This window comes from Geodermatophilus sp. SYSU D01036 (assembly GCF_054050435.1).
In genome coordinates, this window is sequence record NZ_JBJGZJ010000014.1 from 62,313 (window position 1) to 86,154 (window position 23,842).

Sequence of the window (23,842 nt, forward strand, 5' to 3'; positions counted from 1 at the left end):
GGTCCCGCCGGCTCACCGGAGCACCCACAGGCCCTCGGCGCGGCCCTCGCACGTGCCGACGGCGACGGCGGCGGTGAGCCGCAGGTGGTCGAGGGCGGCCTCCCCGGGACAGGGCGGGCCCGAGTCGGTCACCTCCCCCGTGGCCAGGTCGACCCGGCGGACCGGGGAGCAGCGCGCAGGCGAGGTCGGGTCACGCCCCGGACCGTCACCACCGGGGCTCGCACCGGGCTCGCACCGGGCTCGGGGCGCGACTCGGGGCGCGTCCCTTCCCGCCGAGATCCCTCAGCGCTAAGGTATCTGCCCATGGCAGCGGCGCGCCGGGTCCGGATCGGGATCGACACCGGGGGCACGTTCACCGACGTCGTCGCCGTCGACGAGGAGACGGGGCGGACGACGACCACCAAGACGCCGTCCACCCCGGCCGACCCCGCCGAGGGCTTCCTCGCCGGCGTCCGCAAGGTGCTCGGCCTCCTGGACCTGGACGGCTCCGCGGTCACCGCGGTCAGCCACGGGACCACGGTCGCCACCAACCAGCTGCTCGAGGGCAAGCTGGACCGGATCGGCTTCGTGACCACCGAGGGCTACGAGTCGGTGCTGGAGATCGCCCGCCAGTCGGTGCCCGACGGCTACGGCAACAGCTACTTCTGGGTCAAGCCGCCGCGGATCGTGCCGGCCGACCTGGTGCGCACCGTCCGCGGGCGGCTGGACCACACCGGCGCCGAGGTCCGCCCGTTCGACCGCGACGACGCCGTCGCCGCGGCCCGCTTCTTCCGCGACGCCGGCATCACCACGATCGGCGTCTGCTTCCTGCACTCCTACGCGGACGACGCGCACGAGCGGGCGATGCTCGAGGTGCTGCGCGAGGAGCACCCGGACGCCGTCGTCAGCATCAGCTCGCAGGTGCTGCGCGAGTACCGCGAGTACGAGCGCTCGGTGACCACGCTGGTCGACGCCGCGGTGAAGCCGAAGGTCGGCGCCTACGTCACCAACATCCGCACCCGGCTGGACGAGATCGCCCCGGGCGTGCCGTTCTACGTGATGAAGAGCAACGGCGGCGTCCTGTCGGCGCAGGAGGTCGTGCACCAGCCGATCACCACGATGCTGTCCGGCCCGGCCGCCGGCGCCCTGGGCGCCGCGCTGATCGCCGGGGCCGCGGGCTTCGACCGGGTGCTCACCTGCGACGGCGGCGGCACCTCGACCGACGTCACCGTGGTCATCGACGGCGAGCCGGCGCTCACCACCGAGGGCTCGGTCGGCGACTACCCGTCGAAGATCCCGATGATCGACGTCGTCACGGTCGGCGCGGGCGGCGGCTCGATCGCGTGGCTCTCCCCCGAGGGCACGCTCAAGGTCGGGCCGAAGTCGGCCGGCGCGGACCCCGGGCCGATCTGCTACCCCGACGGCGGCGACCAGCCCACCGTCACCGACGCGCACGTCGTCCTGGGCCGGATCCCCCCGCACCTGCTCGGCGGCGAGATCCCGCTGTCGGTCGACGCCGCCCGCGAGGGGCTGCAGCAGCTCGGCGCGAAGCTCGACATGGACCTCGAGCGCACCGCCACCGGCATCCTCGAGATCTCCGCGTGGAACCAGGCGAACGCGCTGCGCCAGGTCACCGTGGCCAGGGGCCTGGACGTCCGGGACTTCACGCTCACCACGTTCGGCGGCTCGGGCTCGCTGCTGGCCTGCCGGCTGATGGACATCCTCTCCCTGCCCCGCACGCTTGTGCCGCCGAACCCGGGCAACGTCAGCGCCTTCGGGCTGCTCACCGTCGACGTCCGCAACGACTACGTGCAGACCGTGGTCTCCCGGCACCTCGACCTGGACCTGGAGCGGGTCCGGTCGGTCTACGCCGACCTGGAGGCGCAGGCACGGACGGCGCTGGACGGCGAGGGCTTCGCCCGCGACCAGCAGCGCATGCAGCGGACCGCCGACCTGCGCTACGTGGGCCAGGCGTTCGAGGTTCGGGTGCCGGTGGCCGACGGCGAGCTCGACCGGGCGGCCGCCGAGGACGTCGCGCAGGCGTTCCACGCCGCGCACCGGCAGCTCTACGGCTACGACTTCGCGACCGACCCGCGGCAGGCCGTCGAGTGGGTCAACCTGCGGGTGAGCGGCATCGGCCCGATCCGCCGTCCGGACGTCGTCCGGCTGCCGGAGCGGGACGGCGGGACGGACCGGGCCGTCACGGGCTCCCGCCGGGTCTTCTTCGACGACTGGGTGGACACCCCGACCTACGACCGCACCCGGCTGGGCGCCGGCGACGTGGTCAGCGGCCCGGCGGTCATCGAGGAGTTCGGCTCCACCGTCCCGGTGCACCCCGGCTTCGCCGCGACCGTCGACGCCCACGGCAACCTGCTGCTCACCAAGGAGTCCGGCCAGTGACCTCCCTCCAGAACGGCAAGGTCGAGGCCGACCCGGTCCTCGTCGAGATCGTCGCCGGCACGCTGGCCGCCATCGAGAAGGAGGTCGAGACCTCCATCGGTCGCACCTCGCGGTCGCCGATGATCCGCGACGCGCACGACTTCCGCGCCGGCATCCACGACCGGCGACTGCGCAAGCTCACCGGCCGCTCGTACTCGGCGCTCGTGCACCCGGTGGTGCGCGACTACCCGATCGAGACGATGAACGTCGGCGACGTCTTCTTCCACAACGACGTCTACCTGTCCGAGGGCGGGATCGGCCACCTGCCCGACCTGTGCGTGACCGTGCCGGTGTTCGCGGCGTCGCCGGAGACCGGGGAGTCCGAGGTGGTCGCCTTCATCCAGGCGTTCGGCCACCACGACGACATCGGCGGCGCGGTGCCCGGCTCGATGCCGTCGGCGGCGACCAGCGTGTACGAGGAGGGGCTGATGGTCCCCCCGATCAAGCTGTGGGACCGCGGCGTGCCGAACGAGTCGGCCCTGAAGATCATGACCCGCAACTCGCGGATGCCCGACTCGCTGGCCGCCGACCTCGACGCCGAGTGCTCCGCGTGCCTGGCCGGCGCCCGGCGCCTGGGCGAGCTGTTCGACCGCTACGGCGTGGCCGCCGTCGAGGCCTGCTTCGAGGCGATCCTGGCCAACTCCACCGAGGTGTACCGGCGGGAGATCCTCTCGCAGATCCCCGACGGCACCTACGTCTGGGAGGACTACGCCGAGCACGACGGCGTCGAGGAGCCCAAGCTCCACCGCCAGCGGATCACGCTGACCATGGACTCGACCCGCGAGACGCCGCTGGTCATCGACTTCGCCGGCACCGGCCCGCAGGCCAAGGGCCCGATCAACCACTGCGGCGACTACGCCGACGGCAACTTCCTCAAGAAGTGGCTGGCGCCGATCCTGCGCAACCTCGCCGAGACGCCCGAGCGGATGGCCGAGCTCGACGTCAACGAGGGCGTCGTCCCGCTCATCGAGATGCGCTTCCCCGAGAAGGGCACGCTGCTCACGCCGGTCTTCCCGGCGCCCACCAACGCGCGGACGTTCGTCATCCTGCGGCTGCTCGGCGTCCTGGCCGGTGTGCTGGCCAAGGCCACCGGCGGCCGGATGCCCGCCGACCAGGAGACGATCCGCTACACCGGCGTCTACGGCACCGACCTCGACGGCAACCCCTACCTCATGCGCGAGGTGCTCGGCGGCGGCTCCGGCGGCCGCTGGTACGCCGACGGCGAGGACACCATCCACGTCGTCCCGGACTCGCGGAACCTGCCCACCGAGTTCACCGAGTCCCGGTTCCCGCTGCGGGTCGAGCGGCTGGGCCTGGCGCTGGACTCCGGCGGCCCGGGCCGGTACCGCGGCGGCTGCGGCTACGAGAAGCACATCCGGGTGCTGCGCGACGCGCACTTCATGTCGATCGCCGACCGCTCGATCCTGTCCTGCTGGGGCGTCAACGGCGGTCGCGCGGGCCGGCCGTTCCAGGTCACCGTCGACCCCGGCGGCCCCGACGAGCACGACGTCGACGCGCTGGCCGACGCCGAGCCGCTGCCGGCCGGCACGGTGGTGCGGATCCGCACCACCGGCGGCGGCGGGTGGGGCGACCCGCTGGACCGGCCGGTCGAGGAGGTCCTCCGCGACGTCGCCTGGCGCAAGGTGAGCGTGGCCGGCGCCCGCGAGGACTACGGCGTGGTCGTGCTCGGGGACGGGTCGGCCGATGACGCCGCGACCCAGGCGCTGCGCGACGAGATGCGCGCCGCCCGCACCGGCGACGAGCCGTTCTTCGACCGCGGCCCGGGCTACGCCCTGCTCTCCGGCGGCGCGGCCTCCAACGAGTTCGACGTCCTCTGACGCCCCGTTCCCGCCTCCCGCGCGCGGGAGGCGGGAACGGGACCGTCTCAGGTGACGGGGTCGGTGCTGCCGGCCCCCGGCTTGGCGCTGTCGCCGGTCTGGCCCTCGTCGCCCTGCGTGGAGGTGTCCTCCTCGACGCCCTCCGGCCGGATCGGCGTCTCCTCCAGCACCTGCTCCTCGGCCTGCTCGCGGTCGGTGCCCGGCACCTCGGTCATGGTCGTCCTCCCTCGTCGTCGCGTGCCGGTCCCCTACCCCGCCGCCGCCCGGGCAGGCGCCGGTTCGCCGCCGGTGAACGGGGCGCGCAGGGCCGCGGCGGTGGCCTCGTCGGCGGGCAGGAACGCCTCGACCGACAGCTCGGCCGCGGTGAGGTCGACGGCGGTGCCGAAGGTGGTCACCGTGCTGAGGAAGGACAGCACCGTGTCGCCGGCCCGCAGCCGCAGCGGCACGGCGATGCCGTCCGGCGTCGAGCGGTCGGTGCCGCCGGGGAGCGCGGCCAGCTCGCGGTGCAGCGCGGCGAGCTGCGGATCGCCGGTCAGGTGCGCCTCGCGGCCCAGCCGGTGCAGGACGTGCGCCCGCCACTGCGGCAGGTTGGCGATCCGCGGCGCCAGGCCCTCGGGGTGCAGGCTCAGCCGGAGCACGTTGACCGGCGGCTGGAGCAGGTGCCCGGCGGCGCCGTCGAGCAGCGGCGCCACGCTCGCGTTCGCCGTGACCAGCTCCCACGACCGGTCGACCACCAGCGCCGGGAAGGGCTCGTAGGCGGCGAGCACCAGGTCCAGCGCCCGGGACACGGCGGCCATGTCGGGCGAGTCCAGTCCCCGGCGGCCGTAGGCGGGGGCGAAGCCCGCGGCCAGCAGCAGGTCGTTGCGCTCGCGCAGCGGCACCTCCAGCCGCTCGGCCAGCCGCAGCACCATCTCCCGGCTCGGCCGCGACCGGCCGGTCTCCAGGAAGCTCAGGTGCCGGGCGGAGACCCCGGCGTCGTTGGCCAGGTCCAGCTGGGACAGCCGGCGGCGCTGCCGCCAGCCGCGCAGCAGCTCCCCGACGTCCGGGCGCACCACGGTGGTCACGGCGCGGACGCTAGCGACGACGGCGCCCCGAGTCGCCTACCCGCGAGGTAATCGACGCCCTTCCCCGCCGGCGGGAGCGTCTGCGCCATGACGAACACCGCCACCGCTCCTCCCCGCCCCTCCCTCGACCTGCTCCGCGTGGCGCTGCGCCTGGACGCCGTCGTCACCGGCGCCAACGGTCTGGCCTACCTGGCCGCCGCGCCGCTGCTGTCCGACCTGCTCGGCGTCCCCGCCGGGGCGCTGCGCGGGCTGGGCACCTTCCTCGCCGTCTTCGCCGCCGGGGTCGCGCTCGTCGCCGCCCGTCCCCGTGTCCCGCGGGGCGCCACGGAGGTCGTCGTCGGCGCCAACGCGCTGTGGGCCGCCGGCAGCGTCGCCGCCGTCGCCGCCGGCCGCTTCGACCTCACCGCCGCCGGGACGGTCTGGGTGCTGCTCCAGGCCGCCGTCGTCGCCGGGTTCGCCGCCCTGCAGCTCACCGCCCTCCGCACCCGCTGATCCTGCGAACAGGAGAGACCGCCATGACCGCCACGCCCGACCTCGCCGACCGCTACCTCGCCGCCTGGAACGAGACCGACCCCGCCGCCCGGCGGGCGCTGGTCGAGGCGCTGTTCACCGAGGACGTCACCTACACCGACCCGCTGGCCGACGTCGCCGGCCGCGACGGGCTGGACGCGACCATCGCCGCCGTGCAGGCGCAGTTCCCGGGCTTCGTCTTCCGGCTCGCCGGCCCGGCCGACGCCCACCACGGCCAGGTGCGTTTCACGTGGCACCTCGGCCCGGACGGCGCCGAGCCGCCGGTCACCGGGTTCGACGTCGCCGTCACCGACGGGGACGGCCGCATCCGCACCGTGCTCGGCTTCCTCGACCGGGTGCCCGCCTGAACGGACCCCGCGATCATGGCGCCGTGACCACCCGGGACCCCCGGACGACGGTCACGGCGCCATGATCGCGGGAGGGGTCAGCGCCGCCGCTGCCACCAGCGGCGGCGCTGCGGTGTGGGCGGCGCCGCGGCGGCCGGCGGCTCGGGCGGGGGCGGCGGGCGGTCGCGGCGCCAGCCCTCCACGAGCGCGTCGACGTCGGCCAGGCCCGGCACCGGCGACCAGCGGCTCTCCGCCGGCCGCCGCCAGAAGGCCTCGACCCGGGCGTTGTAGTCCTCGGCGACGGCGCGGACGGCGTCCTCCGACGGCAGCGCGGCGACCCGCGCGGGCAGCTCGTCGCGCTCCCGGCGCAGCGCCAGGCCCGGCGGCAGCATGTCCGCGGGTGCCACGCCCTCCCGGCGGGCCTTGGCCACCGCCCAGTCGTAGGCGGTCTCGTTGGGGTCGAACGCCGGCAGCGGCCTGCCGGCACCGCGCAGCCCGGTGAAGTCGCCGCGGTCCTGGGCCTGGCCGATCTGCCGCTCGACCCAGGTCTCGAACGACACCCCGGGCGGCTTCCGCTGGGTCACCCTCCCACCTCCGCCTCCATGCTCCGCCTCTGCCAGGCTGCCGTGCATGCGGACGACGGGCAGCCGGGAGGTCTACCGCAACCCGTGGATCCGGGTGCGCGAGGACACCGTCGAGCGGGTGGACGGCTCCACCGGCGTCTACTCCGTCGTCGAGAAGCCGGACTTCGCCATCGTCATCGCCGCCGAGCGGGACGGCTTCTGGCTGGTCGAGCAGTTCCGCCACCCGCTGGGCCGCCGGGCCTGGGAGTTCCCTCAGGGGACCTGGTCCTCCGAGGCACTGGCAGCGGGCACGGGCGGGACGCCCGAGGAGCTCGCCCGCGCCGAGCTGGCCGAGGAGACCGGGCTGCGGGCCGGCCGGCTCGAGCACCTCGGCCACGCGGACCTCGCGCCGGGGCTGTCCACCCAGGAGTTCGACGTCTGGCTGGCCACCGACCTCACGCCCGGCCCGACCGCCCGCGAGGTGACCGAGGCCGACATGGTGGCGGCGTTCGTGCCCGAGGCCGAGCTGCGGGCGATGGTCCGCGACGGCCGGTTCACCGACGGCCCCTCACTCGCCGCCTGGGCCCTGCTCCTGCTGAGAGGCCACCAGCGCGCAGAGGCGGGCCCCGTCATGCGGCGCGGAGGGAGCGCAGGGCCGGGGTGACGCGGGCGAGCTCGTCGAGCATCGCCTTGCCGCCGGCCTCGAGCTCGGGGTTGGGCGCGAACTCGTCCTCGTCGTCGAGGAACTGCGCGAAGAAGGGCACGGAGATCGCCTCGGGGACGGTGTGCAGCCGCAGCGCGCCGAGCACCGGCTTGACCGCCGACGACGCCCGCAGGCCGGCCGAGACGCCGCCGTAGGTGACCAGCCCGGCCGCCTTGTCGGCCCACTCGACCGACAGGTAGTCCAGCGCGTTCTTGAGCGACGCCGGGAAGGAGTGGTTGTACTCCGGGGTCACGAAGACGAACGCGTCGGCGCGGGACACCGTCGCGCTCCAGTCCTTGGTGTGCTGGTGGGCGTACTGCTGCAGCCGGGGGTGGTTCGGCTCGTCGAACACCGGCAGGCCCACCTCGGCGAGGTCGACCAGCTCGACGTCGAAACCGCCGTGCTCCTGCGCCAGGCGCTGCACCCAGCGGGCGACGGCGATGCCCCGGCGGCCGGGGCGGGTGCTGGCGGCGATGACCTGCAGGACGGGACGGGACACCGGGACCTCCGGGACGACGACGGGACAGACGCGTTGAGGACTCAACCGTTGTGGCGGCCAACCGCTTCCGCCTCCGGAGGGTGACGAGCGCCGCACGGACCGCGCTGCTCCGGGAGGGGAGGATGGTCGGCCGAGTGCACCGGCCCGACGACGCGCGCGCGTGCCCACCCGAGCACCCGCGACCCGAACGGACCCGATGTCCTCCCCTGCCCTGCGCCCGTCCCGTCCCGCCTGGCTGACGTCGGCCCGCGTCGCCCGCACCGAGGTGCTGGCCGGTCTCGTCGTCGCGCTGGCGCTCATCCCGGAGGCGATCAGCTTCTCGGTGCTCGCCGGCGTCGATCCGCAGGTGGGCCTGTTCGCCTCGTTCACCATGGCCGTCGTCATCGCGTTCACCGGCGGCCGGCCGGCGATGATCAGCGCGGCCACCGGGGCGGTCGCCCTCGTCGTCGCCCCGCTCGTGCACGACCACGGCCTGCAGTACCTGCTCGCCGCCGTCGTCCTGGGCGGGGTCTTCCAGGTGCTGCTCGCGCTGGCGGGCGTGGCCCGGCTGATGCGCTTCGTGCCGCGCAGCGTGATGGTCGGCTTCGTCAACGCGCTGGCTGTCCTGATCTTCGCCGCGCAGGTGCCGCACCTGGTCGGCGTGCCGTGGCTGGTGTACCCGCTGGTCGCCGCCGGCCTGGCGGTCATCGTGCTGCTGCCCCGGCTGACCACGGCCGTCCCGGCGCCGCTGGTGGCGATCGTGCTGCTCACCGCGGTCACCGTGCTGGCCGGCTGGGACCTGCCCGACGTCGGCGACGAGGGCGCGCTGCCCGACAGCCTGCCCGGGTTCACGCTGCCGGACGTGCCGCTGACCTGGGAGACGCTGCGGATCGTGGCGCCCTACGCGCTGGGCGTCGCCTTCGTCGGGCTCATGGAGTCGCTGATGACGGCGCGACTGGTCGACGACCTCACCGACACCCGCTCGGACAAGACCCGCGAGTCGTGGGGCCAGGGCGTGGCCAACGTCGTCACCGGCCTGTTCGGCGGGATGGGCGGCTGCGCGATGATCGGCCAGACGATGATCAACGTGCGCTCCGGCGCCCGCACCCGGCTGTCCACCTTCCTTGCCGGGGCCCTGCTGCTCGTGCTGGTGGTCGCCCTCGGCGACGTCGTCGCGGTGATCCCCATGGCCGCGCTCGTCGCCGTCATGGTCTTCGTCTCCGCGGCCACCTTCGACTGGCACAGCCTGCGCACGCTGCCGCGGATGCCGCGCAGCGAGACCGCGGTCATGCTCGCGACCGTGGCCGTCGTCCTCGCCACCTCCAACCTGGCCATCGGCGTGGGCGCCGGGGTGCTCGTGGCGTGCGTGCTGTTCGCCCGCCGGGTGGCCCACCTGGTGCGGGTCACCCCGGACACCGCGCCCGACGGCACCCGGGTGTACCGCGTCTCGGGCGCGCTGTTCTTCGCCTCCAGCAACGACCTGCTCGACCAGTTCGACGTGGCCGGCGACCCCGACCGCGTCGTCGTCGACCTCTCCGCCGCCTCGGTCTGGGACGCCTCCACCGTGGCCACCCTCGACGCGCTCACCCAGCGCTACGCCGCGCACGGCACGACGGTGGAGATCACCGGGCTGGACCCCCACTCGGCGGCCCGCTACGAGCGGCACTCGGGGCAGCTCACCGGGACGCACTGAGCCTGCGGCTGCCGTGACCCCATCGTGCCTGGACGGCGGCACCCGCGTCGTGCCTCCGTCCTGAGCCGTCGCGGAGGGTGGCGACCCACCCTGAACGGGTGAGTTCGCAGCTCAGGGCCCTGCGCCGGGGGCGCACGCCCCCCACGCTGTCCCGGTGCCGCTCTCCGCTCCCGGCCTGCCGGACCTGCCGCCGGACCTCGCCGGGCCGGTCGCGGTGGAGCTGGCCCGGCCGGTGCGGGACCTCCCCGTCGCGTCCGCGCTGCCCGGCGGCTGCCGCTACGAGCCCAAGTGGGACGGCTACCGGCTGGTGGTGGTCCGCAGCCGCGCCGGCACCCGGCTGTGGTCCAAGCAGGGCCGCGACCTCACCGACCGCTTCCCCGACCTCGCCGCGGCCGCCCTCGCCCAGGTCCCGGCCGGGACGGTCCTCGACGGCGAGGTCGTCGTCTGGAACGGCGAGCGCCTGGACTTCGGGCTGCTGCAGCGCCGGATGGTGACCGCCCCCTCCCGGATGGCCGCCCTGGCCGCCGCGCACCCCGCCTCCTACGTGGCCTTCGACCTGCTCGCCGCGGGCGGCGGCGACCAGCGCCGCCGGCCCTTCCGCAGCCGCCGCGCCGCCCTCGAGGAGCTCGCGCGGCGGTGGGCGCCGCCCATGCAGCTCTCGCCGGTCACCGCCGACCCGGAGGAGGCCCGCGGCTGGGCCGCGGACCTGCGCCCGCTCGGCGTCGAGGGCCTGGTCGCCAAGGGCGCGGCCACCCGGTACGCGGGCGGGCGCCGCGAGTGGCTCAAGGTCAAGTCCTGGGAGACGACGGAGGTGCTCGCCGGCGGCGTCATCGGGCCGGTCGACCGCCCGAGCCAGCTGGTCGCCGGCCGCTGGCGGGACGGTGAGCTGGTCGTCGTCGGCCGCACCGGGCCCCTCTCCCCCGCGCAGTCGGCGGAGCTCGCCGCCGTCCTCACCCCCGCCGGCGAGGACCACCCCTGGCCCGAGCGGATCGGCACCGGCCGGTTCGGCGGCGGGCGGCTGTCGGTGGCGCTCACCCGCGTGCAGCCGACGGCCGTCGTCGAGGTCAGCGCGGACGCCGCGCTCACCGCCGGGGTGTTCCGGCACCCGCTGCGCTTCGTCCGGGTCCGCCCCGACCTGCGCCCCGCGGACGTGCCGCCCGCGCACTAGGGCCGCTGCGGCACCCGGCCCAGCGTGACGAGGAACCGGCGCAGCAGGCAGGCCAGCTGCGCGAGCTCGTCCTCGGACAGCCCGGCCAGCAGGCCGCGCTCGGTCTCCAGGTGGTCGGGCAGCGCCGCGTCCAGCGCCGACCGCCCCGCATCGGTGAGCGTGACGACGACGGCCCGCCCGTCGGCCTCGCTGCGGGTGCGGGTGATCAGCCCCTTCTCCTCCAGCCGGTCCAGCCGCTGGGTGATCGCCCCGGAGGTGACCAGCGCGGTGCGCATCAGCGCCGTCGGCGTGAGCTGGTAGGGCTCCCCGGCGCGCCGGAGCGCGGCGAGCACGTCGAAGGACGGCGCGTCGAGGCCGTGGCGGGCGAAGGTCGCGCGCTGGGCGAGGTGGACCTCCCGCTGCAGCTGGGTGATCCGGCCGATGACCCCCATCGGCGAGCAGTCGAGGTCGGGACGCTCCCGGGCCCACTGCTCGAGGATGAGGTCGACCGCGTCCTCCACGCAGGTACCTCAGCAGTGAGAGAACGGCAGCGTCAAGCCGCACCGCGCCGCGCCGAGGGCTCCACCAGGCCGGAGGCCAGCCGGACGGTGAGCCCCGCCGGGCCGGCCACCAGGTCGACCGCGTCCCACAGCTTGCGGGCCAGCCACAGGCCCATGCCGCCGGCGGCGAGGTCGTCGCCGTGCGCCGGCACGAAGCCCGCGAGCGGGTCGGCGAAGCCGGTGCCGGAGTCGGAGATCGTGACCACCAGGGTGTCGCGGTCGGCCCACACGCGGGCGGAGATCGGCCGCCGGCCGTGCCGGAAGGCGTTGGCCGCCACCTCGCTCACGCCCAGGTGGAGGTCGGCGCGCTGGTCCTCGTCGGGGACGACCTCGGCGAACACCCGCCGCAGCTCGCCGCGCAGACCGGCCAGCGCGGGCGCGCCGTCGACGGCGTACACGGGATCCCCGGCCTCGACCGGCTCCCGGACGGCGGCGAGGTCCTGCAGGCAGGCGACCGGGTCGCGGTACTCGGAGTTGCTCACCCGCATGCCGCCCATCCACAGCTCCGGGTGGGTGTGCCGCGCGTTCCGGAGGACCTCGGCCGGAGCCCGGTCCCGGTCGTAGACGCACATGCAGGACAGCGGCGTCCCCTGCACGAGCGCGTTCGACGCCGCCTCGTACCGGAGGATCTCCCGCCAGCGCCGCCGGACCGACCCGTACAGCGGCTCGGCGAGGATGCGCAGCCGGCCCGACCCGCGGGTGGCGGCGTGCTCGACGCGCTGCCGGATGGCGGCGAAGGCGTCGGGCACGCGGGCGCCGACGAGGAAGATCCGCGGGTCGTCCTCGAGCTCGCCGGACCGCATGCCGAGCGCCCGGCGGACCGCCGCGACGGTCTCCGGCGGGCAGGCGAGGACCGACAGGTCCCCGGCAGCCAGGCCCTCGTCCAGGTAGGCGGCGGCCACGGCCACCGCCTCGTCGTGCCCGCGGACCAGGGCGGCGGTGTGGGCGAAGGCCGACCGGGACGGGGTGGTGGACGAGCCCTGCGCCGCCGCGCCGCTCGTCGGTTCCGACCGCGTGACGGCCGCTCCCGTCCCAGGTTCCACTGGCCCCTCGACCGTCTCCGGACCGGAACTGCTCCGGCCCATCGCTCCCGATTGTGGGGCACGGTGCGGGGAGCCCGCTCGCGGGGTGCCCGGTACGGCCCCGTACGGGTGGACCGGCGGCACTACGGCGCGGGCGCCGGGACGGCCGGGACCCCGGCGAGGACGAGCACGCGGGCCGGCGCGGAGCCCTCCGCGGTGCGCACCGCGGGGACCGCGCGGCGCTGCTCGGCCAGCCGGATCAGCTCGAGCACGAGCCCGACGCCGGCGCTGGCCAGGTAGGACACCTGCCGCAGGTCCAGCACCACCCGCGACCCGGCCGCGACGCCGTCGAGCGCCCGCAGCGCCTCGTCACGCAGGACCGGGGTGGCGGCCAGGTCGACGTCGCCGGCGAACTCGAGCCGCACGCCGCCGGACGCCCCGGTGCCAGGGACCCGGTCCACGGTCAGGCGGGCCGGCCCGGCGTCGGTGCGGGCGACGGCGCGCCGGGGCACCGGCTCCCCCCGTCCGGGGCCGGCCGGGACGAAGCGGAAGCGCACCGTGGTGCCCGCGCCCTCGGTGCCGCTGTCGTCGACCGAGCGGCCCACCTCGACGTCGTCGGCCAGCGCCGAGATCAGCTCCAGTCCCCGGCCGCGGTACCCGCGGTCGGCCGGCGCCGGGCGCCACACGCCCTCGTCCCGCACGCAGACGTCGACGCTGCCGTCGGCGGTGCGCTCGAGCCGGTACTCGCAGCGGCCCTCGCCGGCGGTGGTGGCGTAGGCGTGCTCGACGGCGTTGGCCAGCGCCTCGCCGAGGGCCAGCTGCAGGTCGTCGAGGGAGTCCCCGGCCACCCCGGCCGCCCGCGCCCAGGCGGTCACGGTGCGCCGCACGCCGCGCAGCCGGGCCGGGTCCGCCGGCAGCACCTCGTGCAGCGGCGGCGGGACCAGCCGGGCGGCGATGACCGCGACGTCGTCGGGGAGCGCGTCGTCGTCGAGCACCTCGGCCAGCAGCGCGCGGGTCAGCCGGTACGGCTCGACGTCGGAGAGCCGGGCCGCGGCGTCGGCGACCCGTCGCAGGCCGGTGTCCAGCGGCTCCCGGCGGCGCTCGACCAGGCCGTCGGTGTAGAGCAGCAGCGTCGTCCCGGGGGTGACCGGGGTGCTGCCCTCGACGTAGGGCCGCCGGCCCGGCGCGCCGAGGACCGCGCCCGCGCCCGCCTCGAGGAAGGTCGCCGCGCCGTCGGCCACCAGCAACGGCGGCGGGTGACCGGCGCGGGCCCACCGCACGGTGCCGGCCGCCCAGTCGAGGACCAGGCAGGCCGCCGTCGAGGCCAGGGCGCCGGGCAGCCGCGCGGCGAACCGGTCCAACAGCTCCAGCGCCTCGGCCGGGGAGCTGCCCTGCAGCAGCGCCGTGGACAGCGCGCTGCGCAGCTGCCCCATGACGGCGGCGGCGGCCGGGCCCTGCCCGACGACGTCGCCGACGGCGATGGCCACCCGGCTCCGGCCGAGCTCGACGACGTCGTACCAGTCGCCGCCGGCCGAGGTGCCCGCGGCGCCGGGGAGGTACTCCGCGGCCAGCGCCAGCCGCTCCAGCCGGGGCACCGCGGCGGGCAGCAGGCTGAGCTGGATCGTGGAGGAGATGTCCTGCTGGGCGCGGTAGAGCCGGGCCCGCTCCAGCGCCGAGGCGCACTGCTCGGCGACGGCCAGGAACATGCCGCGCTCCACGGCCCGGAACCGCTGGGCCGCCGGCGCACCCACGCCGACGACGCCGACGACGCGGCCGGCGACCAGCAGCGGCAGCGCGACCACCGCGCCCGGACCGCCGGGCACGGGTTCGACGCCGGGCGAGGCGGCGGTGTCCTCGATCCAGACCGCACGCCGCTCCGCGGCCGCCCGCGTGACCGCCAGCGAGGCGCTGAGCGGGATCTCCGACCACTGCTGCGCGTCCTGGGCGCCGGCGTTGCTCCACAGCAGGTGGAGCGCCCGCCGGGCGTCGTCGATCTCGTAGACGCCCACGGCGCTGCCCCGGCCGGTCAGGGCCTCGACGTGCCGGGCCGCCGTCTCGGCGACCTCCACCGGCGTGGTGGCGGCCGACAGCTCGGCGGTGACGCGCTGCAGCAGTCCCAGCCGGCGGGCGGTGGCCCGCTCGTCGGCCAGCAGCAGCGAGTTGTCCAGGGCCAGCGCGGACCGGGTGGCGATCTCCTCGGCCAGCGCGCGGTCGTCGTCGTGGAACGGCGGGGCGTCGTCGCGGCGGCCCATCGCCAGCACCGCGCGCACCCGGCCGCGGACGGTGAGCGGCACGACCAGCGCCGAGCGGAGGTCCAGCCGGACGCCGCCGTCCCCCGCGCCGGACAGGAGCGGCCGCAGCACCGGTCGCCCGGTCTCGAGCACCTCGCGGCCCAGCCCGCCGTGCGGCTCCAGCCCGGCGAGCGCCGCGCGGACGTCGCCGTCGGCGCCGGCGCGCCCGGCGTAGCGCAGCCGCCCGTCGTCACCGACCACGCGGACGGTGCAGACGTCGGCCAGCCGCCGGTCGACCAGCAGCCGCGCGAGGCCCGCCAGCTGCCGCTCGGCCTCGGTCTCGCGGTCCAGCGCGGTGCCCACCTCGGCGAGCAGGGTCTGCCGCTCGGTCTCCCGGTACCGGGCGTTGATGTCGGTGCAGCTGCCCACCCAGCCGCCGGCGGTGCCCCCGATCGGCACGGCGCGCTCGAGCAGCCAGTGGTAGGCGCCGTCGGCGCGGCGGAGCCGGAACTCGACCTCCCAGCCCTCCCCGGCGGCGACCGCGGCGGCCACGGTGCCGGCGTAGCGCTGGGCGTCCTGCGGGTGCAGTCCCGACCGCCAGCCCTCGCCGAGCTCCTCCTCGACCGCACGGCCGGTGAAGGCGGTCCACCCGGCGTTGAGGAACTGCCGCCGGCCGTCGTCGCCGGCGACCCAGATCAGCGCCGGCGCGAGGTCGGCCATGGTCGTGAACCGCTCCTCCGCCTCCCGGCGGGCGCGGCCGAGCTGCAGGTGGGCGTCGACGCGGGCGAGCAGCTCCTGCGCGGAGAACGGCTTGACCAGGTAGTCGTCGGCGCCGGCGGCCAGGCCCTCGACGGCGGCCTCCTGACCGGCGCGGGCGGAGAGCAGGACCACCGGTACGCGGGAGGTGCGGGCGTCGGCGCGCAGCGCGGCCAGCAGCTGCATGCCGTCCAGCCGCGGCATCATCACGTCGCTGACGACGAGGTCCGGCGGGTCGGCCAGGGCGGCCTCCAGCGCCGCCTGCCCGTCGCCGACCGCGCGAACCTCGTGCAGCGGCGCGAGCAGCCGCACGACGTAGTCGCGCATGTCGGCGTTGTCGTCGGCGACCAGGACCCGGCCGGCCCGGCCGCCCTGCGCGCCCGGGGCCGCCGCCGGGGCGTCGTCGGACTCCCCCGGCAGCCAGCGCAGCGCCTCGGCGACGAACGGGGTGGCGCCGGGCGAGATCACCGGCGCCTCGGCCGTGGCGGGGGCGAGGCGGTCGGCGGGCAGGTGCGCGGTGCCCAGCGGCACGCGGACGGTGAAGGCGGTGCCGACGTCGGGGGTGCTCTCCGCCTCGATCGAGCCGCCGTGCAGGCCGACCAGCTCGCGGACCATCGCGAGCCCGATGCCGCTGCCCTCCCCGGAGCGGCTGCGGGCGCCGGAGACGCGGGAGAACCGCTCGAACAGCCGGGGCAGCTCCGCGGCGGGGATGCCGGTGCCGGTGTCGGCGACGGTGAGGACGGCGGCGCCGTCCTCCTCGCGCAGCCGCACGGTGATGCCGCCCGCGAAGGTGAACTTCAGGGCGTTGGAGAGCAGGTTGAGGACGACCTTCTCCCACATGTCCCGGTCGACGTGCACCGGCTGCGACAGCGGCGGGGTGTCGACGGTGAGCCGCAGCCCGGCCCGGTCGACGGCGGAGCGGAAGACGCTGGCCAGCTCCGCGGTGGTCGTGGCGAGGTCGACCGGCTCGAACCGGGCGTCGATGCGGCCGGCCTGGATGCGGGAGAAGTCGAGCAGGGTGTTGACCAGCTTCTGCAGCCGCAGCGCGTTGCGCTCGACGACCTCGAGCTCCTCGGCGACCCGCGCGTCGGCCGTGACCACCGGGGAGGACCGCAGCTCCGCGACCGGCCCCATGATCAGCGTCAGCGGCGTGCGGAACTCGTGGCTGACGTTGCTGAAGAAGTCGGTCTTGGCGCGGTCCAGCTCGGCGAGGGCCTCCGCGCGGCGCCGCTCGGCCGCGTGGCTGCCCGCGTTGGCCAGGCCCGAGGCGATCTGGCCGGCGACCAGCTCGAGGAAGCCGGTGTAGGCCTCGTCGAGGGCGCGGTGCGGGTTGAGGCCGACGACCAGGAAGCCCGCGATGCCGGCGGCGTCGGGCAGCGGGGAGGAGATCGGCACGGCCAGCGCCCGCTCCGGCGGGCGGCCCCAGGCGCCGGTCGGCAGGCCGGGGATGCGGTCGAGGCCGTCGACGACGACCTGTTCGCCCGCGCGCAGCCGGGACAGCGGCCACACCGCGTCGTCGGCGAGCGTCCCCGGCGCCGCGGCCGAGCCCGGCGTCAGCCCGGTGGCGGTGCCCAGCCGGGCGGTGCCGTCCTCGTCGACCAGGTAGGTGGCGGAGAAGGGCAGGTCGGCGTCGTTGCGGGCGAGCTGCTCGCCGACGGCGGCCAGCACGTCGGCCTCGGTGCGCGTCGCGGCCACCGCCGTCGCGAGGTCGCGCAGGCTGGCCATCCGCCGCTCGGCCAGCACCCGGTCGGTGTTCTCGGTGACGACGCAGAGCATCCCGGCCGTGCGGCCCTCGTCGTCGGCGACCGGGCTGTAGGAGAAGGTGTGGTAGGTCTCCTCCGGGTAGCCGCTGCGCTCGAGGAACAGCAGCAGGTCCTCGTCCCAGGTGGCGATCCCGGTCGCGAGGACCGACTCGATCCGGGGGCCGATGTCGTCCCAGATCTCCGCCCACACCTCGCGGGCCGGCCGGCCCAGCGCCCACGGGTGCTTCCCCTGCAGGGTGTCGTGCTGGTAGGCGTCGTTGTAGAGGAACGACAGCTCCGGCCCCCAGGCGGCCCACATGGAGAACCGGGACGTGAGGACGATCCGGACGAGGTTGCGCAGCGCCGAGGGCCACCGCCCGGGCGGGCCGAAGGGCGTGCCCGACCAGTCTCGGGCGGCCATCTCCCGGCCCACCTCGCCACCGCCGGAGAAGAGCGAGGTGAGCGCGTCCTCGGTCACCGCGCCACCACGCAGGGCAGCCTAGGCGCTGCTCCCGGGACCCGCCGCGCCCCGCCCGGCCAGGGCGTCGAGAGCGGCGCGGTCCAGCCCCGTCGCGGCGGCGACCTCGGCCGGGTCGACGGCGCCGCAGTCCAGCCCGCGCAGCACCACGCCGGCCAGCGCGCGGGCGGTGGCCGGCTCGTCGAGGACCCCGCCGTCGACCCGCTCGCCGTAGGCCGCCAGCCGCGCGCCCGCGGCCGGCAGGGCGCCGCGGAAGAAGGCGTAGGTGGCCGCGTAGCGGGTGACCAGCTGCGCGGGGTGCAGGTCCCAGCCCTGGTGGAGGCCGCGCTCCAGCGCCCGGCGGACCAGCCCGGCGTGCACCCGCCAGCCGGCGTGCACCTGCTCGCGGGAGCCGACGGGGAGCACGTTGGTCGAGCCGTCGACCGCCCGCGCGCCGGTGCCGGCGACGGCGACCTGCATGAGCTGCTTGGCGAGGTCGAGCGCCGGGTGGTCGGAGGACTGGTGCGCCGCCGCGATGCCCAGCGCCGCGCTGTAGTCGTAGGTGCCGTGGTGCAGGCCGGTCAGCCGGGGGCCGGCGGCGTGCACCATCCGCGCGAGGGTCACCGCGCCGTCGGCGCCGAGCACCGCCTGCGGCGTCTCCACCTGCAGCTCGAGGTCGAGGGCGACGCCGTGCGCGGCCTCCAGCGCGTCGAGCACGGGCAGGAAGGCCCGCACCTGCTCGACGTCGGTCACCTTGGGGAGGGTGACGGTGGCCCGCGGAGCGCTGACGGCCCCGAGGAAGAGGTCGAGGGAGCGGACGCCGCGGCGGCGGGTGGCCCCCTCCAGCGACTTGGCCCGGATGCCCACCGACGGCGGCGCGACCCCGGCGTCGAGGTCGCCGGCCACGGCCTCGGCCGCGCGCAGGACGTCGCCGTCCTCGGCGTCGGGCCGGCCGCGGTAGCCGTCCTCGGCGTCGACCCGCAGGTCCTCGACCGGCTCGGCGGCGAGCTTGGCGCGCACCCGGGGCAGCACCTGCTCGAGCAGCGCGGGGTCGTGGCCGAGGTCGGGCAGGCCGTGCTCGTCGAGCGCGGCCAGCGCCGCGGCGCCCCAGGCGGCGGCCAGGCCCGGGACGACGGCGTCGGCGGGCACGTAGCAGGTGTGCACCGGCTGCCGGCCCGGCCGCTCCCCCGGGTACGCCGCCGCCCGGGCGGCGTCGACGGGTGCGAGCCGCCGGTCGAGCTCCCCGTAGATCCCTTCGTCGAGCATCAATCGATGAGCTCGTAGGCGGGCAGCGTGAGGAAGTCGGGGAACTCGTCGGCCAGCGCGACCTGCTCGAACAGCCGGCGGGCGTCGTCGAGGCGGGGCAGCTCGCCGATGCCCTCGACCTCCTCGGCGACGACGCGGCGCACCAGCTCCTCCGTCACCGTCTCGCCGGTGTCGAGCTCCACCCCGGCGTGCACCCACTGCCACACCTGGGAGCGGCTGATCTCGGCGGTGGCGGCGTCCTCCATGAGGCCGTGGATACCGACGGCGCCGTTGCCGCCGAGCCACGCGGCCAGGTAGCGGATCGCGATCTCGACGTTGGCCCGCAGCCCGGCCATCGTGCGGGCACCGGGCACCCCGGCGACGTCGAGCAGCTGCGCCGCGGTCACCGACACCTCGGGGCGCTGCCGGTCGAGCTGGTTCGGGCGGTCGCCGAGGACGGCGTCGAAGGCCTCGCGGCAGACCGGCACCAGGTCGGGGTGGGCCACCCAGGAGCCGTCGAAGCCGTCGCCGGCCTCGCGGGTCTTGTCCTCGCGGACCTTCGCCAGCGCCCGCTCGTTCGCCTCGACGTCCTTGCGGCTGGGGATGGCGGCCGCCATGCCGCCGATCGCCATGGCGCCGCGGCGGTGGCAGACGGCGACGAGCTGGTCGGTGTAGGCGCGCATCATCGGCGCGGTCATGGTGACGGCGGCGCGGTCGGGCAGCACGAAGTCGGGGCCGGCCTCGCGGAAGACCTTGATGACGCTGAACAGGTAGTCCCAGCGCCCGGCGTTGAGGCCGGTGGCGTGGCTGCCCAGCGCGTGCAGCATCTCCTCCATCTCGAACGCGGCCGGGATGGTCTCGATGAGCATGGTGGCGCGGATCGAGCCCCCGGGCAGGCCCAGCACCTGCTCGGCGTGGTCGAAGACCAGCCTCCACAGCCCCGCCTCGAGCCGGCCCTCCATCTTCGGGAGGTAGAAGTACGGCCCGCTGCCGCGGGCCAGCTGCTCGGCGGCGTTGTGGAACAGGTACAGCCCGGCGTCGACCAGGGCGCCCACGGTCGGCTGCCCGTCGACCAGCAGGTGCCGCTCGGGCAGGTGCCAGCCGCGGGGGCGCGGCACGATCGTGGGCAGGTCACCGTCCTCGCGCAGCCGGTACTCCCGGCCCTCCGGCGTGGTGAACGCGAGCTGCCGGCGGACGGCGTCGCGGAGCACCAGCTGCCCGGTGACGACGTTGCGCCAGTGCGGGGTGTTGGCGTCCTCGAGGTCGGCGAGCCACACGTCGGCGCCGCAGTTGAGCGCGTTGACCGCCATCTTCGGCTCGGTCGGGCCGGTGATCTCCACGCGGCGGTCGACCAGGCCGGGCGGCGGCGGGGGCACCTGCCAGTCGCCGTCGCGGATCTCCGCGGTCTCGGGGCGGAAGTCCAGCCAGCGGGCGGCGGCGATCTCAGCGCGGCGGGTGGCGCGGGCGGCGAGCAGGGCGTCGCGCTGCGGGCCGAAGCGGCGCTGCAGGTCGGCGACGAACTCCAGCGCGTCGGGGGTCAGCACCTCCCCGGACCGCTCGACGTCGGGGCCCTCCACGCGCACGTCACTCACCGCTGGTCCCCTCTGCCGGCCGGGATGGGCTGCCATCCTGTCACCGTGTCCCGCCTCGACGAGTTCAACAGCGAGCCCGCCGACGCCGCCGTCGAGCAGCTGCGCGGCTGCAACGCCGCGCCGCGCTTCGCCGCCGAGCTGGTCGCCGGCCGCCCGTTCCCCGACGCCGACACCCTCGTCCGCCGGGCCGGGGAGGTGGCGCGGGCGCTGCCGTGGGACGAGGTGCAGCTGGCGCTGGCCGCGCACCCGCGGATCGGCGACCGGGTGGAGGGCTCCTCGGCCGAGGCGCAGGCCTCCCGCCGGGAGCAGGGCTCGATGGGCGGGGCGGACGACGGCACGCGCGCCGCGATCGTCGAGGGCAACCGCGCGTACGAAGAGCGGTTCGGGCACGTCTACCTGATCCGCGCGGCCGGGCGGTCCCCGGAGGAGATGCTCGCCGAGCTGCGCCGCCGGCTGGGCAACGACGAGGACGCCGAGCGGGCCGAGGTGGTCGAGCAGCTGGCGCAGATCAGCGAGCTGCGGGTGCGCGGGCTGGTCTCGTGAGCGTCTCCACCCACGTGCTCGACGCCGTCGCCGGGCGGCCGGCCGCCGGGATCGCCGTCCGGCTGTTCGCGGGCGAGGACCTGCTCGCCGAGGGCACCACCGATGCCGACGGCCGCTGCCGGCTCACCGAGGACGCCACCGTCGCCGGGCCGCACCGGCTGGTGTTCGCCACCGGCCCCTGGTTCGAGGCACGCGGGACGGCGGCGTTCTGGCCGGAGGTCACGCTGACCTTCGCCGTCACCGAGCCCGCCGCCCACCACCACGTGCCGCTGCTGCTGTCACCGTTCGCCTACTCGACCTACCGCGGGAGCTGACCGGCCCACCCGTCAGCCGGATCCCGCACTCCCGGGTCTGCGGCAGGGCGGAGGTCACCACCCAGGCCGGAGGTCACCACGCGGGCGTGGCGACCACTCCCGACCGGGTACGCCGGTCCTCAGAGGAAGGTAGCCAGCCAGTCGAGGTCGTCGGCCCGGTCGATGCGGTACACGCCGCCCGTCCCTCCGCACGTGCTGTTCAGTCCGAAGGACGTCACGCCGCCGATGACGTTCGTGTCCCCGATGAAGTTCGGGCCCCCCGAGTCACCGAAGCAGGTGCCGCCCGTGCGGGCGTTGTTGGACAGCAGCAGCGAGTCGTTCCCCACGATGCCGCGGTTGATCTGCACCAGGTGCGGGCGGGAGATCATCCGGATGCGGTCGGCCTGCTCCTTCCAGGACGCGGCGTCCGGGAAGGACTTCTGCAGGCCGTACCCCACGGCGGTGAAGACGGTGCGCGCGCCCGGGGACAGCGTGTCGAGCTGACCGAGGGAGGGGAGCTGGCCGTACTCCTCCACCTCGACGGGCTCGTCCAGCACGACGACCCCGAGGTCGTGGAGGTAGAAGGCGGCGTCGTCGTAATCCGGGTGGGTGTGGGGCGTACCGCCCACGTCGCCCTCGTAGGGATAGCCGTTCTCCGGGATCCCGCTCTCGACGTCCTGGTCGAACCAGATCTCGACGTGGTCGGCGCCGTACGTGCAGTGGCCCGCCGTCAGGAACAGCGTCGGGGAGATCAACGTGCCGCTGCACCGCCACAGCGGCTCGCCATCAGCGTCCTGGGCCACCATCAGGCCGACGAACGGGTACTCGTTCCCGGTGTCGGGGACACCGTCAGTGACCGCCCCCGCAGGCGTCACCAGGAGCGCCAGGCCGACGAGCAGGGCTGCCAGCAGAGTGAGGGTCCTGCGCATGAAATCCCCCCATGACGGTGAGCCGATCCGCGGGGCGACAGCGTGGGGACTCGGCTGGTTACGGGTCAACCCCGCCGAGTGCACGATGGGCGGCCCGGGGGGGACCCCACCGGCCAGTCGGCCACAGCGGGTAGGGCAGCAGGACGGACGGTGACGGCGGAGAGGGCATGACGCCGTCGACCGGCCCGGCCCATCGGGGCCGGCGCCGGGACGTCCACGCCGTGCCCGACCGCGGGAGCCAAGCGCGCCAGGTTCCACGTGCAACACCGGCGCAACGGGTGTGCGGCAGGCTGCGCGCATGGCGATCGTGCTCGGACCCAACCAGTACGGGAAGGCGGAGGTCCGCGTGGTCGCGGTCGACCGCAGCTCCCCCCGGCACGAGCTCGTCGACCTGAACGTGAGCACCAGCCTGCGCGGGGACTTCACCGCCGCGCACACGCGCGGCGACAACGCGCACGTGCTGACCACCGACGCGCAGAAGAACACCGTGTTCGCCTTCGCCCGCGACGGCGTCGGCTCGCCGGAGGCGTTCGGCCTGCGGCTGGCCCGCCACCTGGCCGGGTCCTACGAGTGGATCACCGGCGCCCGGGTGGCCGTGGAGTCCTACGGCTGGGAGCGGATCGCCGTCGGCGGGCAGCCGCACGACCACGCGTTCCGCCGGCCCGGCGGGGAGGTGCGGACGGCGGTGGTCACCGTGGCCGGGGACGACGCACACGTGCTGGCCGGCCTGTCCGACCTCGTCGTCCTCAAGACCACCGGCTCGGAGTTCTGGGGTTTTCCGCGCGACCGGTACACGACGCTGGCCGAGACCCGCGACCGCATCCTCGCCACCGCGGTGACCGCGCGCTGGCGCTACCTCTCGGCCGACCTCGACTGGGACGGGCTGTTCACCGGCGTCCGGACGACGCTGCTCGAGACCTTCGCCGCCACCCACTCCCTCGCGCTGCAGCAGACGCTCTACGCGATGGGCGAGGCGGTGCTCGCGCGCTTCCCCGACGTCGCCGAGGTCCGGATGTCGATGCCGAACCGGCACCACTTCCTGCAGGACCTCTCGGCGTACGGCCTGGACAACACCCCCGGCCCGGACCACCCCGTCGTCTACCACGCCGACGACCGGCCCTACGGGCTCATCGAGGGCGCCGTCCTCCGCGACGACGTCCCGCCCGCCGAGGTCGCGTGGCTCGGCACGCCGGGCTTCTGCTGAGGTGTGCCCGTGAGCGACGAGCGAGAGGTCCTGACCTACGAGCTGTTCGGCACCGCGGCGCGGGAGCTGGCCCAGCTGGTCGCCGACGACGGCTTCGAGCCCGACCTCATCCTGTCGATCGCCCGCGGCGGGCTGTTCCTCGGCGGGGCGCTGGGCTACGCGCTCGACGTCAAGAACCTGTTCGTGATGAACGTGGAGTTCTACACCGGCGTCGACGAGCGGCTGGACCTGCCGGTGGTGCTCCCGCCGACGCTGGACGCCGTCGACCTGACCGGGGCTGACGTGCTGGTGGCCGACGACGTCGCCGACACCGGCAAGACGCTGGAGCTGGTCCGCGACTTCTGCGCGGGCTACGTCTCCGACGTGCGGACGGCGGTCGTCTACGAGAAGCCGCGCTCGGTGGTCAGCTGCGACTACGTGTGGAAGCGCACCGACCGCTGGATCGACTTCCCGTGGTCGTCGCTGCCGCCGGTGCGCACGCGCAGCGACCGCCCCGCCCACTGATGC

General features: G+C 75.7%; 21 protein-coding genes. 11 read left to right on the forward strand and 10 right to left on the reverse strand.

The features are described 5' to 3' along the window. Positions 1–303: 303 nt before the first annotated feature. Positions 304–2,379 (forward strand): hydantoinase/oxoprolinase family protein, encoded by a 2,076-nt coding sequence (locus ACI8AR_RS15000; RefSeq protein WP_457051737.1) that lies wholly within the window; start codon positions 304–306, stop codon positions 2,377–2,379. Then, the gene (locus ACI8AR_RS15005) at positions 2,376–4,256 is read left to right on the forward strand and encodes a hydantoinase B/oxoprolinase family protein (RefSeq protein WP_457051738.1); all 1,881 of its coding nucleotides are present in this window, start codon (positions 2,376–2,378) and stop codon (positions 4,254–4,256) included. The genes ACI8AR_RS15000 and ACI8AR_RS15005 overlap by 4 nt, the downstream gene beginning before the upstream one ends. Before the next feature lie 47 nt (positions 4,257–4,303). On the opposite strand, the gene ACI8AR_RS15010 is transcribed toward ACI8AR_RS15005, so the two are convergent. Both ACI8AR_RS15010 and ACI8AR_RS15015 read right to left on the reverse strand, forming a co-directional pair. After that, positions 4,304–4,471: a hypothetical protein gene (locus ACI8AR_RS15010; RefSeq protein ID WP_387991213.1), complete on the reverse strand. Its 168-nt coding sequence runs from the start codon at positions 4,469–4,471 to the stop codon at positions 4,304–4,306. 33 nt (positions 4,472–4,504) lie between these two features. Next, on the reverse strand, positions 4,505–5,320 hold the full coding sequence (locus ACI8AR_RS15015; RefSeq protein WP_457051739.1) for a helix-turn-helix domain-containing protein: 816 nt from the start codon (positions 5,318–5,320) through the stop codon (positions 4,505–4,507). A gap of 87 nt (positions 5,321–5,407) precedes the next feature. Here ACI8AR_RS15015 and ACI8AR_RS15020 point away from each other — a divergent pair, with 87 nt between their 5' ends. Together ACI8AR_RS15020 and ACI8AR_RS15025 are read left to right on the forward strand one after the other, a co-directional pair. After that, the gene (locus ACI8AR_RS15020; protein WP_457051740.1) at positions 5,408–5,812 is read left to right on the forward strand and encodes a hypothetical protein; all 405 of its coding nucleotides are present in this window, start codon (positions 5,408–5,410) and stop codon (positions 5,810–5,812) included. Positions 5,813–5,835: 23 nt separating this feature from the next. Then, the gene (locus ACI8AR_RS15025; RefSeq protein ID WP_456929752.1) at positions 5,836–6,198 is read left to right on the forward strand and encodes a nuclear transport factor 2 family protein; all 363 of its coding nucleotides are present in this window, start codon (positions 5,836–5,838) and stop codon (positions 6,196–6,198) included. Positions 6,199–6,275: 77 nt separating this feature from the next. On the opposite strand, the gene ACI8AR_RS15030 is transcribed toward ACI8AR_RS15025, so the two are convergent. Continuing rightward, positions 6,276–6,761, reverse strand: a complete 486-nt coding sequence (locus ACI8AR_RS15030; RefSeq protein ID WP_457051741.1) for a DnaJ family domain-containing protein — start codon at positions 6,759–6,761, stop codon at positions 6,276–6,278. Between the two features lie 46 nt (positions 6,762–6,807). On the opposite strand from ACI8AR_RS15030, the gene ACI8AR_RS15035 reads away from it, so the two are divergent. Then, entirely contained in the window at positions 6,808–7,404 is a 597-nt protein-coding gene (locus ACI8AR_RS15035; RefSeq protein WP_457051742.1) for an NUDIX domain-containing protein, read from the forward strand. Here ACI8AR_RS15035 and ACI8AR_RS15040 read toward each other — a convergent pair. Next, the gene (locus tag ACI8AR_RS15040) at positions 7,370–7,942 is read right to left on the reverse strand and encodes an NADPH-dependent FMN reductase (protein ID WP_457051743.1); all 573 of its coding nucleotides are present in this window, start codon (positions 7,940–7,942) and stop codon (positions 7,370–7,372) included. The two genes, ACI8AR_RS15035 and ACI8AR_RS15040, sit on opposite strands and share 35 nt — an antisense overlap. A 196-nt stretch (positions 7,943–8,138) precedes the next feature. Here ACI8AR_RS15040 and ACI8AR_RS15045 point away from each other — a divergent pair, with 196 nt between their 5' ends. Continuing rightward, entirely contained in the window at positions 8,139–9,614 is a 1,476-nt protein-coding gene (locus tag ACI8AR_RS15045; protein WP_457051744.1) for a SulP family inorganic anion transporter, read from the forward strand. A 154-nt stretch (positions 9,615–9,768) separates the two neighbouring features. Beyond that, positions 9,769–10,782, forward strand: coding sequence for an ATP-dependent DNA ligase (locus tag ACI8AR_RS15050; RefSeq protein WP_457051745.1), 1,014 nt, complete (start codon positions 9,769–9,771; stop codon positions 10,780–10,782). On the opposite strand, the gene ACI8AR_RS15055 is transcribed toward ACI8AR_RS15050, so the two are convergent. The 5 genes from ACI8AR_RS15055 to aceB form a co-directional block, all read right to left on the reverse strand. Continuing rightward, the gene (locus ACI8AR_RS15055) at positions 10,779–11,282 is read right to left on the reverse strand and encodes a MarR family winged helix-turn-helix transcriptional regulator (RefSeq protein ID WP_457051746.1); all 504 of its coding nucleotides are present in this window, start codon (positions 11,280–11,282) and stop codon (positions 10,779–10,781) included. The two genes, ACI8AR_RS15050 and ACI8AR_RS15055, sit on opposite strands and share 4 nt — an antisense overlap. Positions 11,283–11,314: 32 nt before the next feature. Further along, positions 11,315–12,364 (reverse strand): anti-sigma factor RsbA family regulatory protein, encoded by a 1,050-nt coding sequence (locus tag ACI8AR_RS15060; RefSeq protein ID WP_457051747.1) that lies wholly within the window; start codon positions 12,362–12,364, stop codon positions 11,315–11,317. Positions 12,365–12,486: 122 nt separating this feature from the next. Continuing rightward, positions 12,487–17,550, reverse strand: a complete 5,064-nt coding sequence (locus tag ACI8AR_RS15065) for a SpoIIE family protein phosphatase (RefSeq protein ID WP_457051748.1) — start codon at positions 17,548–17,550, stop codon at positions 12,487–12,489. Between the two features lie 21 nt (positions 17,551–17,571). Next, positions 17,572–18,795, reverse strand: coding sequence for a DUF6986 family protein (locus tag ACI8AR_RS15070; protein WP_457051749.1), 1,224 nt, complete (start codon positions 18,793–18,795; stop codon positions 17,572–17,574). Continuing rightward, positions 18,795–20,366: a malate synthase A gene (gene aceB / locus ACI8AR_RS15075; protein WP_457051750.1), complete on the reverse strand. Its 1,572-nt coding sequence runs from the start codon at positions 20,364–20,366 to the stop codon at positions 18,795–18,797. Before aceB ends, ACI8AR_RS15070 begins: the two co-directional genes overlap by 1 nt. Positions 20,367–20,411: 45 nt before the next feature. Here aceB and uraD point away from each other — a divergent pair, with 45 nt between their 5' ends. Further along, complete coding sequence (gene uraD / locus ACI8AR_RS15080) at positions 20,412–20,909, forward strand: 2-oxo-4-hydroxy-4-carboxy-5-ureidoimidazoline decarboxylase (RefSeq protein ID WP_457051751.1); 498 nt, start codon at positions 20,412–20,414, stop codon at positions 20,907–20,909. Beyond that, positions 20,906–21,223, forward strand: a complete 318-nt coding sequence (gene uraH, locus ACI8AR_RS15085; RefSeq protein ID WP_457051752.1) for a hydroxyisourate hydrolase — start codon at positions 20,906–20,908, stop codon at positions 21,221–21,223. Before uraD ends, uraH begins: the two co-directional genes overlap by 4 nt. Before the next feature lie 119 nt (positions 21,224–21,342). On the opposite strand, the gene ACI8AR_RS15090 is transcribed toward uraH, so the two are convergent. Next, complete coding sequence (locus ACI8AR_RS15090) at positions 21,343–22,131, reverse strand: S1 family peptidase (protein WP_457051753.1); 789 nt, start codon at positions 22,129–22,131, stop codon at positions 21,343–21,345. Between the two features lie 298 nt (positions 22,132–22,429). On the opposite strand from ACI8AR_RS15090, the gene pucL reads away from it, so the two are divergent. Both pucL and ACI8AR_RS15100 read left to right on the forward strand, forming a co-directional pair. Beyond that, positions 22,430–23,335 carry a factor-independent urate hydroxylase gene (pucL, locus tag ACI8AR_RS15095; protein ID WP_457051754.1) on the forward strand — a complete coding sequence of 302 codons (906 nt, stop codon included), beginning with the start codon at positions 22,430–22,432 and terminating at the stop codon, positions 23,333–23,335. A gap of 9 nt (positions 23,336–23,344) precedes the next feature. Continuing rightward, positions 23,345–23,839, forward strand: coding sequence for a phosphoribosyltransferase (locus ACI8AR_RS15100; protein WP_457051755.1), 495 nt, complete (start codon positions 23,345–23,347; stop codon positions 23,837–23,839). Positions 23,840–23,842: the final 3 nt, after the last annotated feature.

Bases quoted from the DNA above. Each gene is read 5' to 3' on its own strand.
- ACI8AR_RS15045 (WP_457051744.1), top strand. From the start codon at position 8,139: ATGTCCTCCCCTGCCCTGCGCCCGTCCCGTCCCGCCTGGCTGACGTCG.
- ACI8AR_RS15000 (WP_457051737.1), top strand. From the start codon at position 304: ATGGCAGCGGCGCGCCGGGTCCGGATCGGGATCGACACCGGGGGCACG.
- ACI8AR_RS15010 (WP_387991213.1), bottom strand. From the start codon at position 4,471: ATGACCGAGGTGCCGGGCACCGACCGCGAGCAGGCCGAGGAGCAGGTG.
- pucL (WP_457051754.1), top strand. From the start codon at position 22,430: ATGGCGATCGTGCTCGGACCCAACCAGTACGGGAAGGCGGAGGTCCGC.
- ACI8AR_RS15035 (WP_457051742.1), top strand. From the start codon at position 6,808: ATGCGGACGACGGGCAGCCGGGAGGTCTACCGCAACCCGTGGATCCGG.
- ACI8AR_RS15025 (WP_456929752.1), top strand. From the start codon at position 5,836: ATGACCGCCACGCCCGACCTCGCCGACCGCTACCTCGCCGCCTGGAAC.
- ACI8AR_RS15020 (WP_457051740.1), top strand. From the start codon at position 5,408: ATGACGAACACCGCCACCGCTCCTCCCCGCCCCTCCCTCGACCTGCTC.
- ACI8AR_RS15090 (WP_457051753.1), bottom strand. From the start codon at position 22,131: ATGCGCAGGACCCTCACTCTGCTGGCAGCCCTGCTCGTCGGCCTGGCG.
- ACI8AR_RS15070 (WP_457051749.1), bottom strand. From the start codon at position 18,795: ATGCTCGACGAAGGGATCTACGGGGAGCTCGACCGGCGGCTCGCACCC.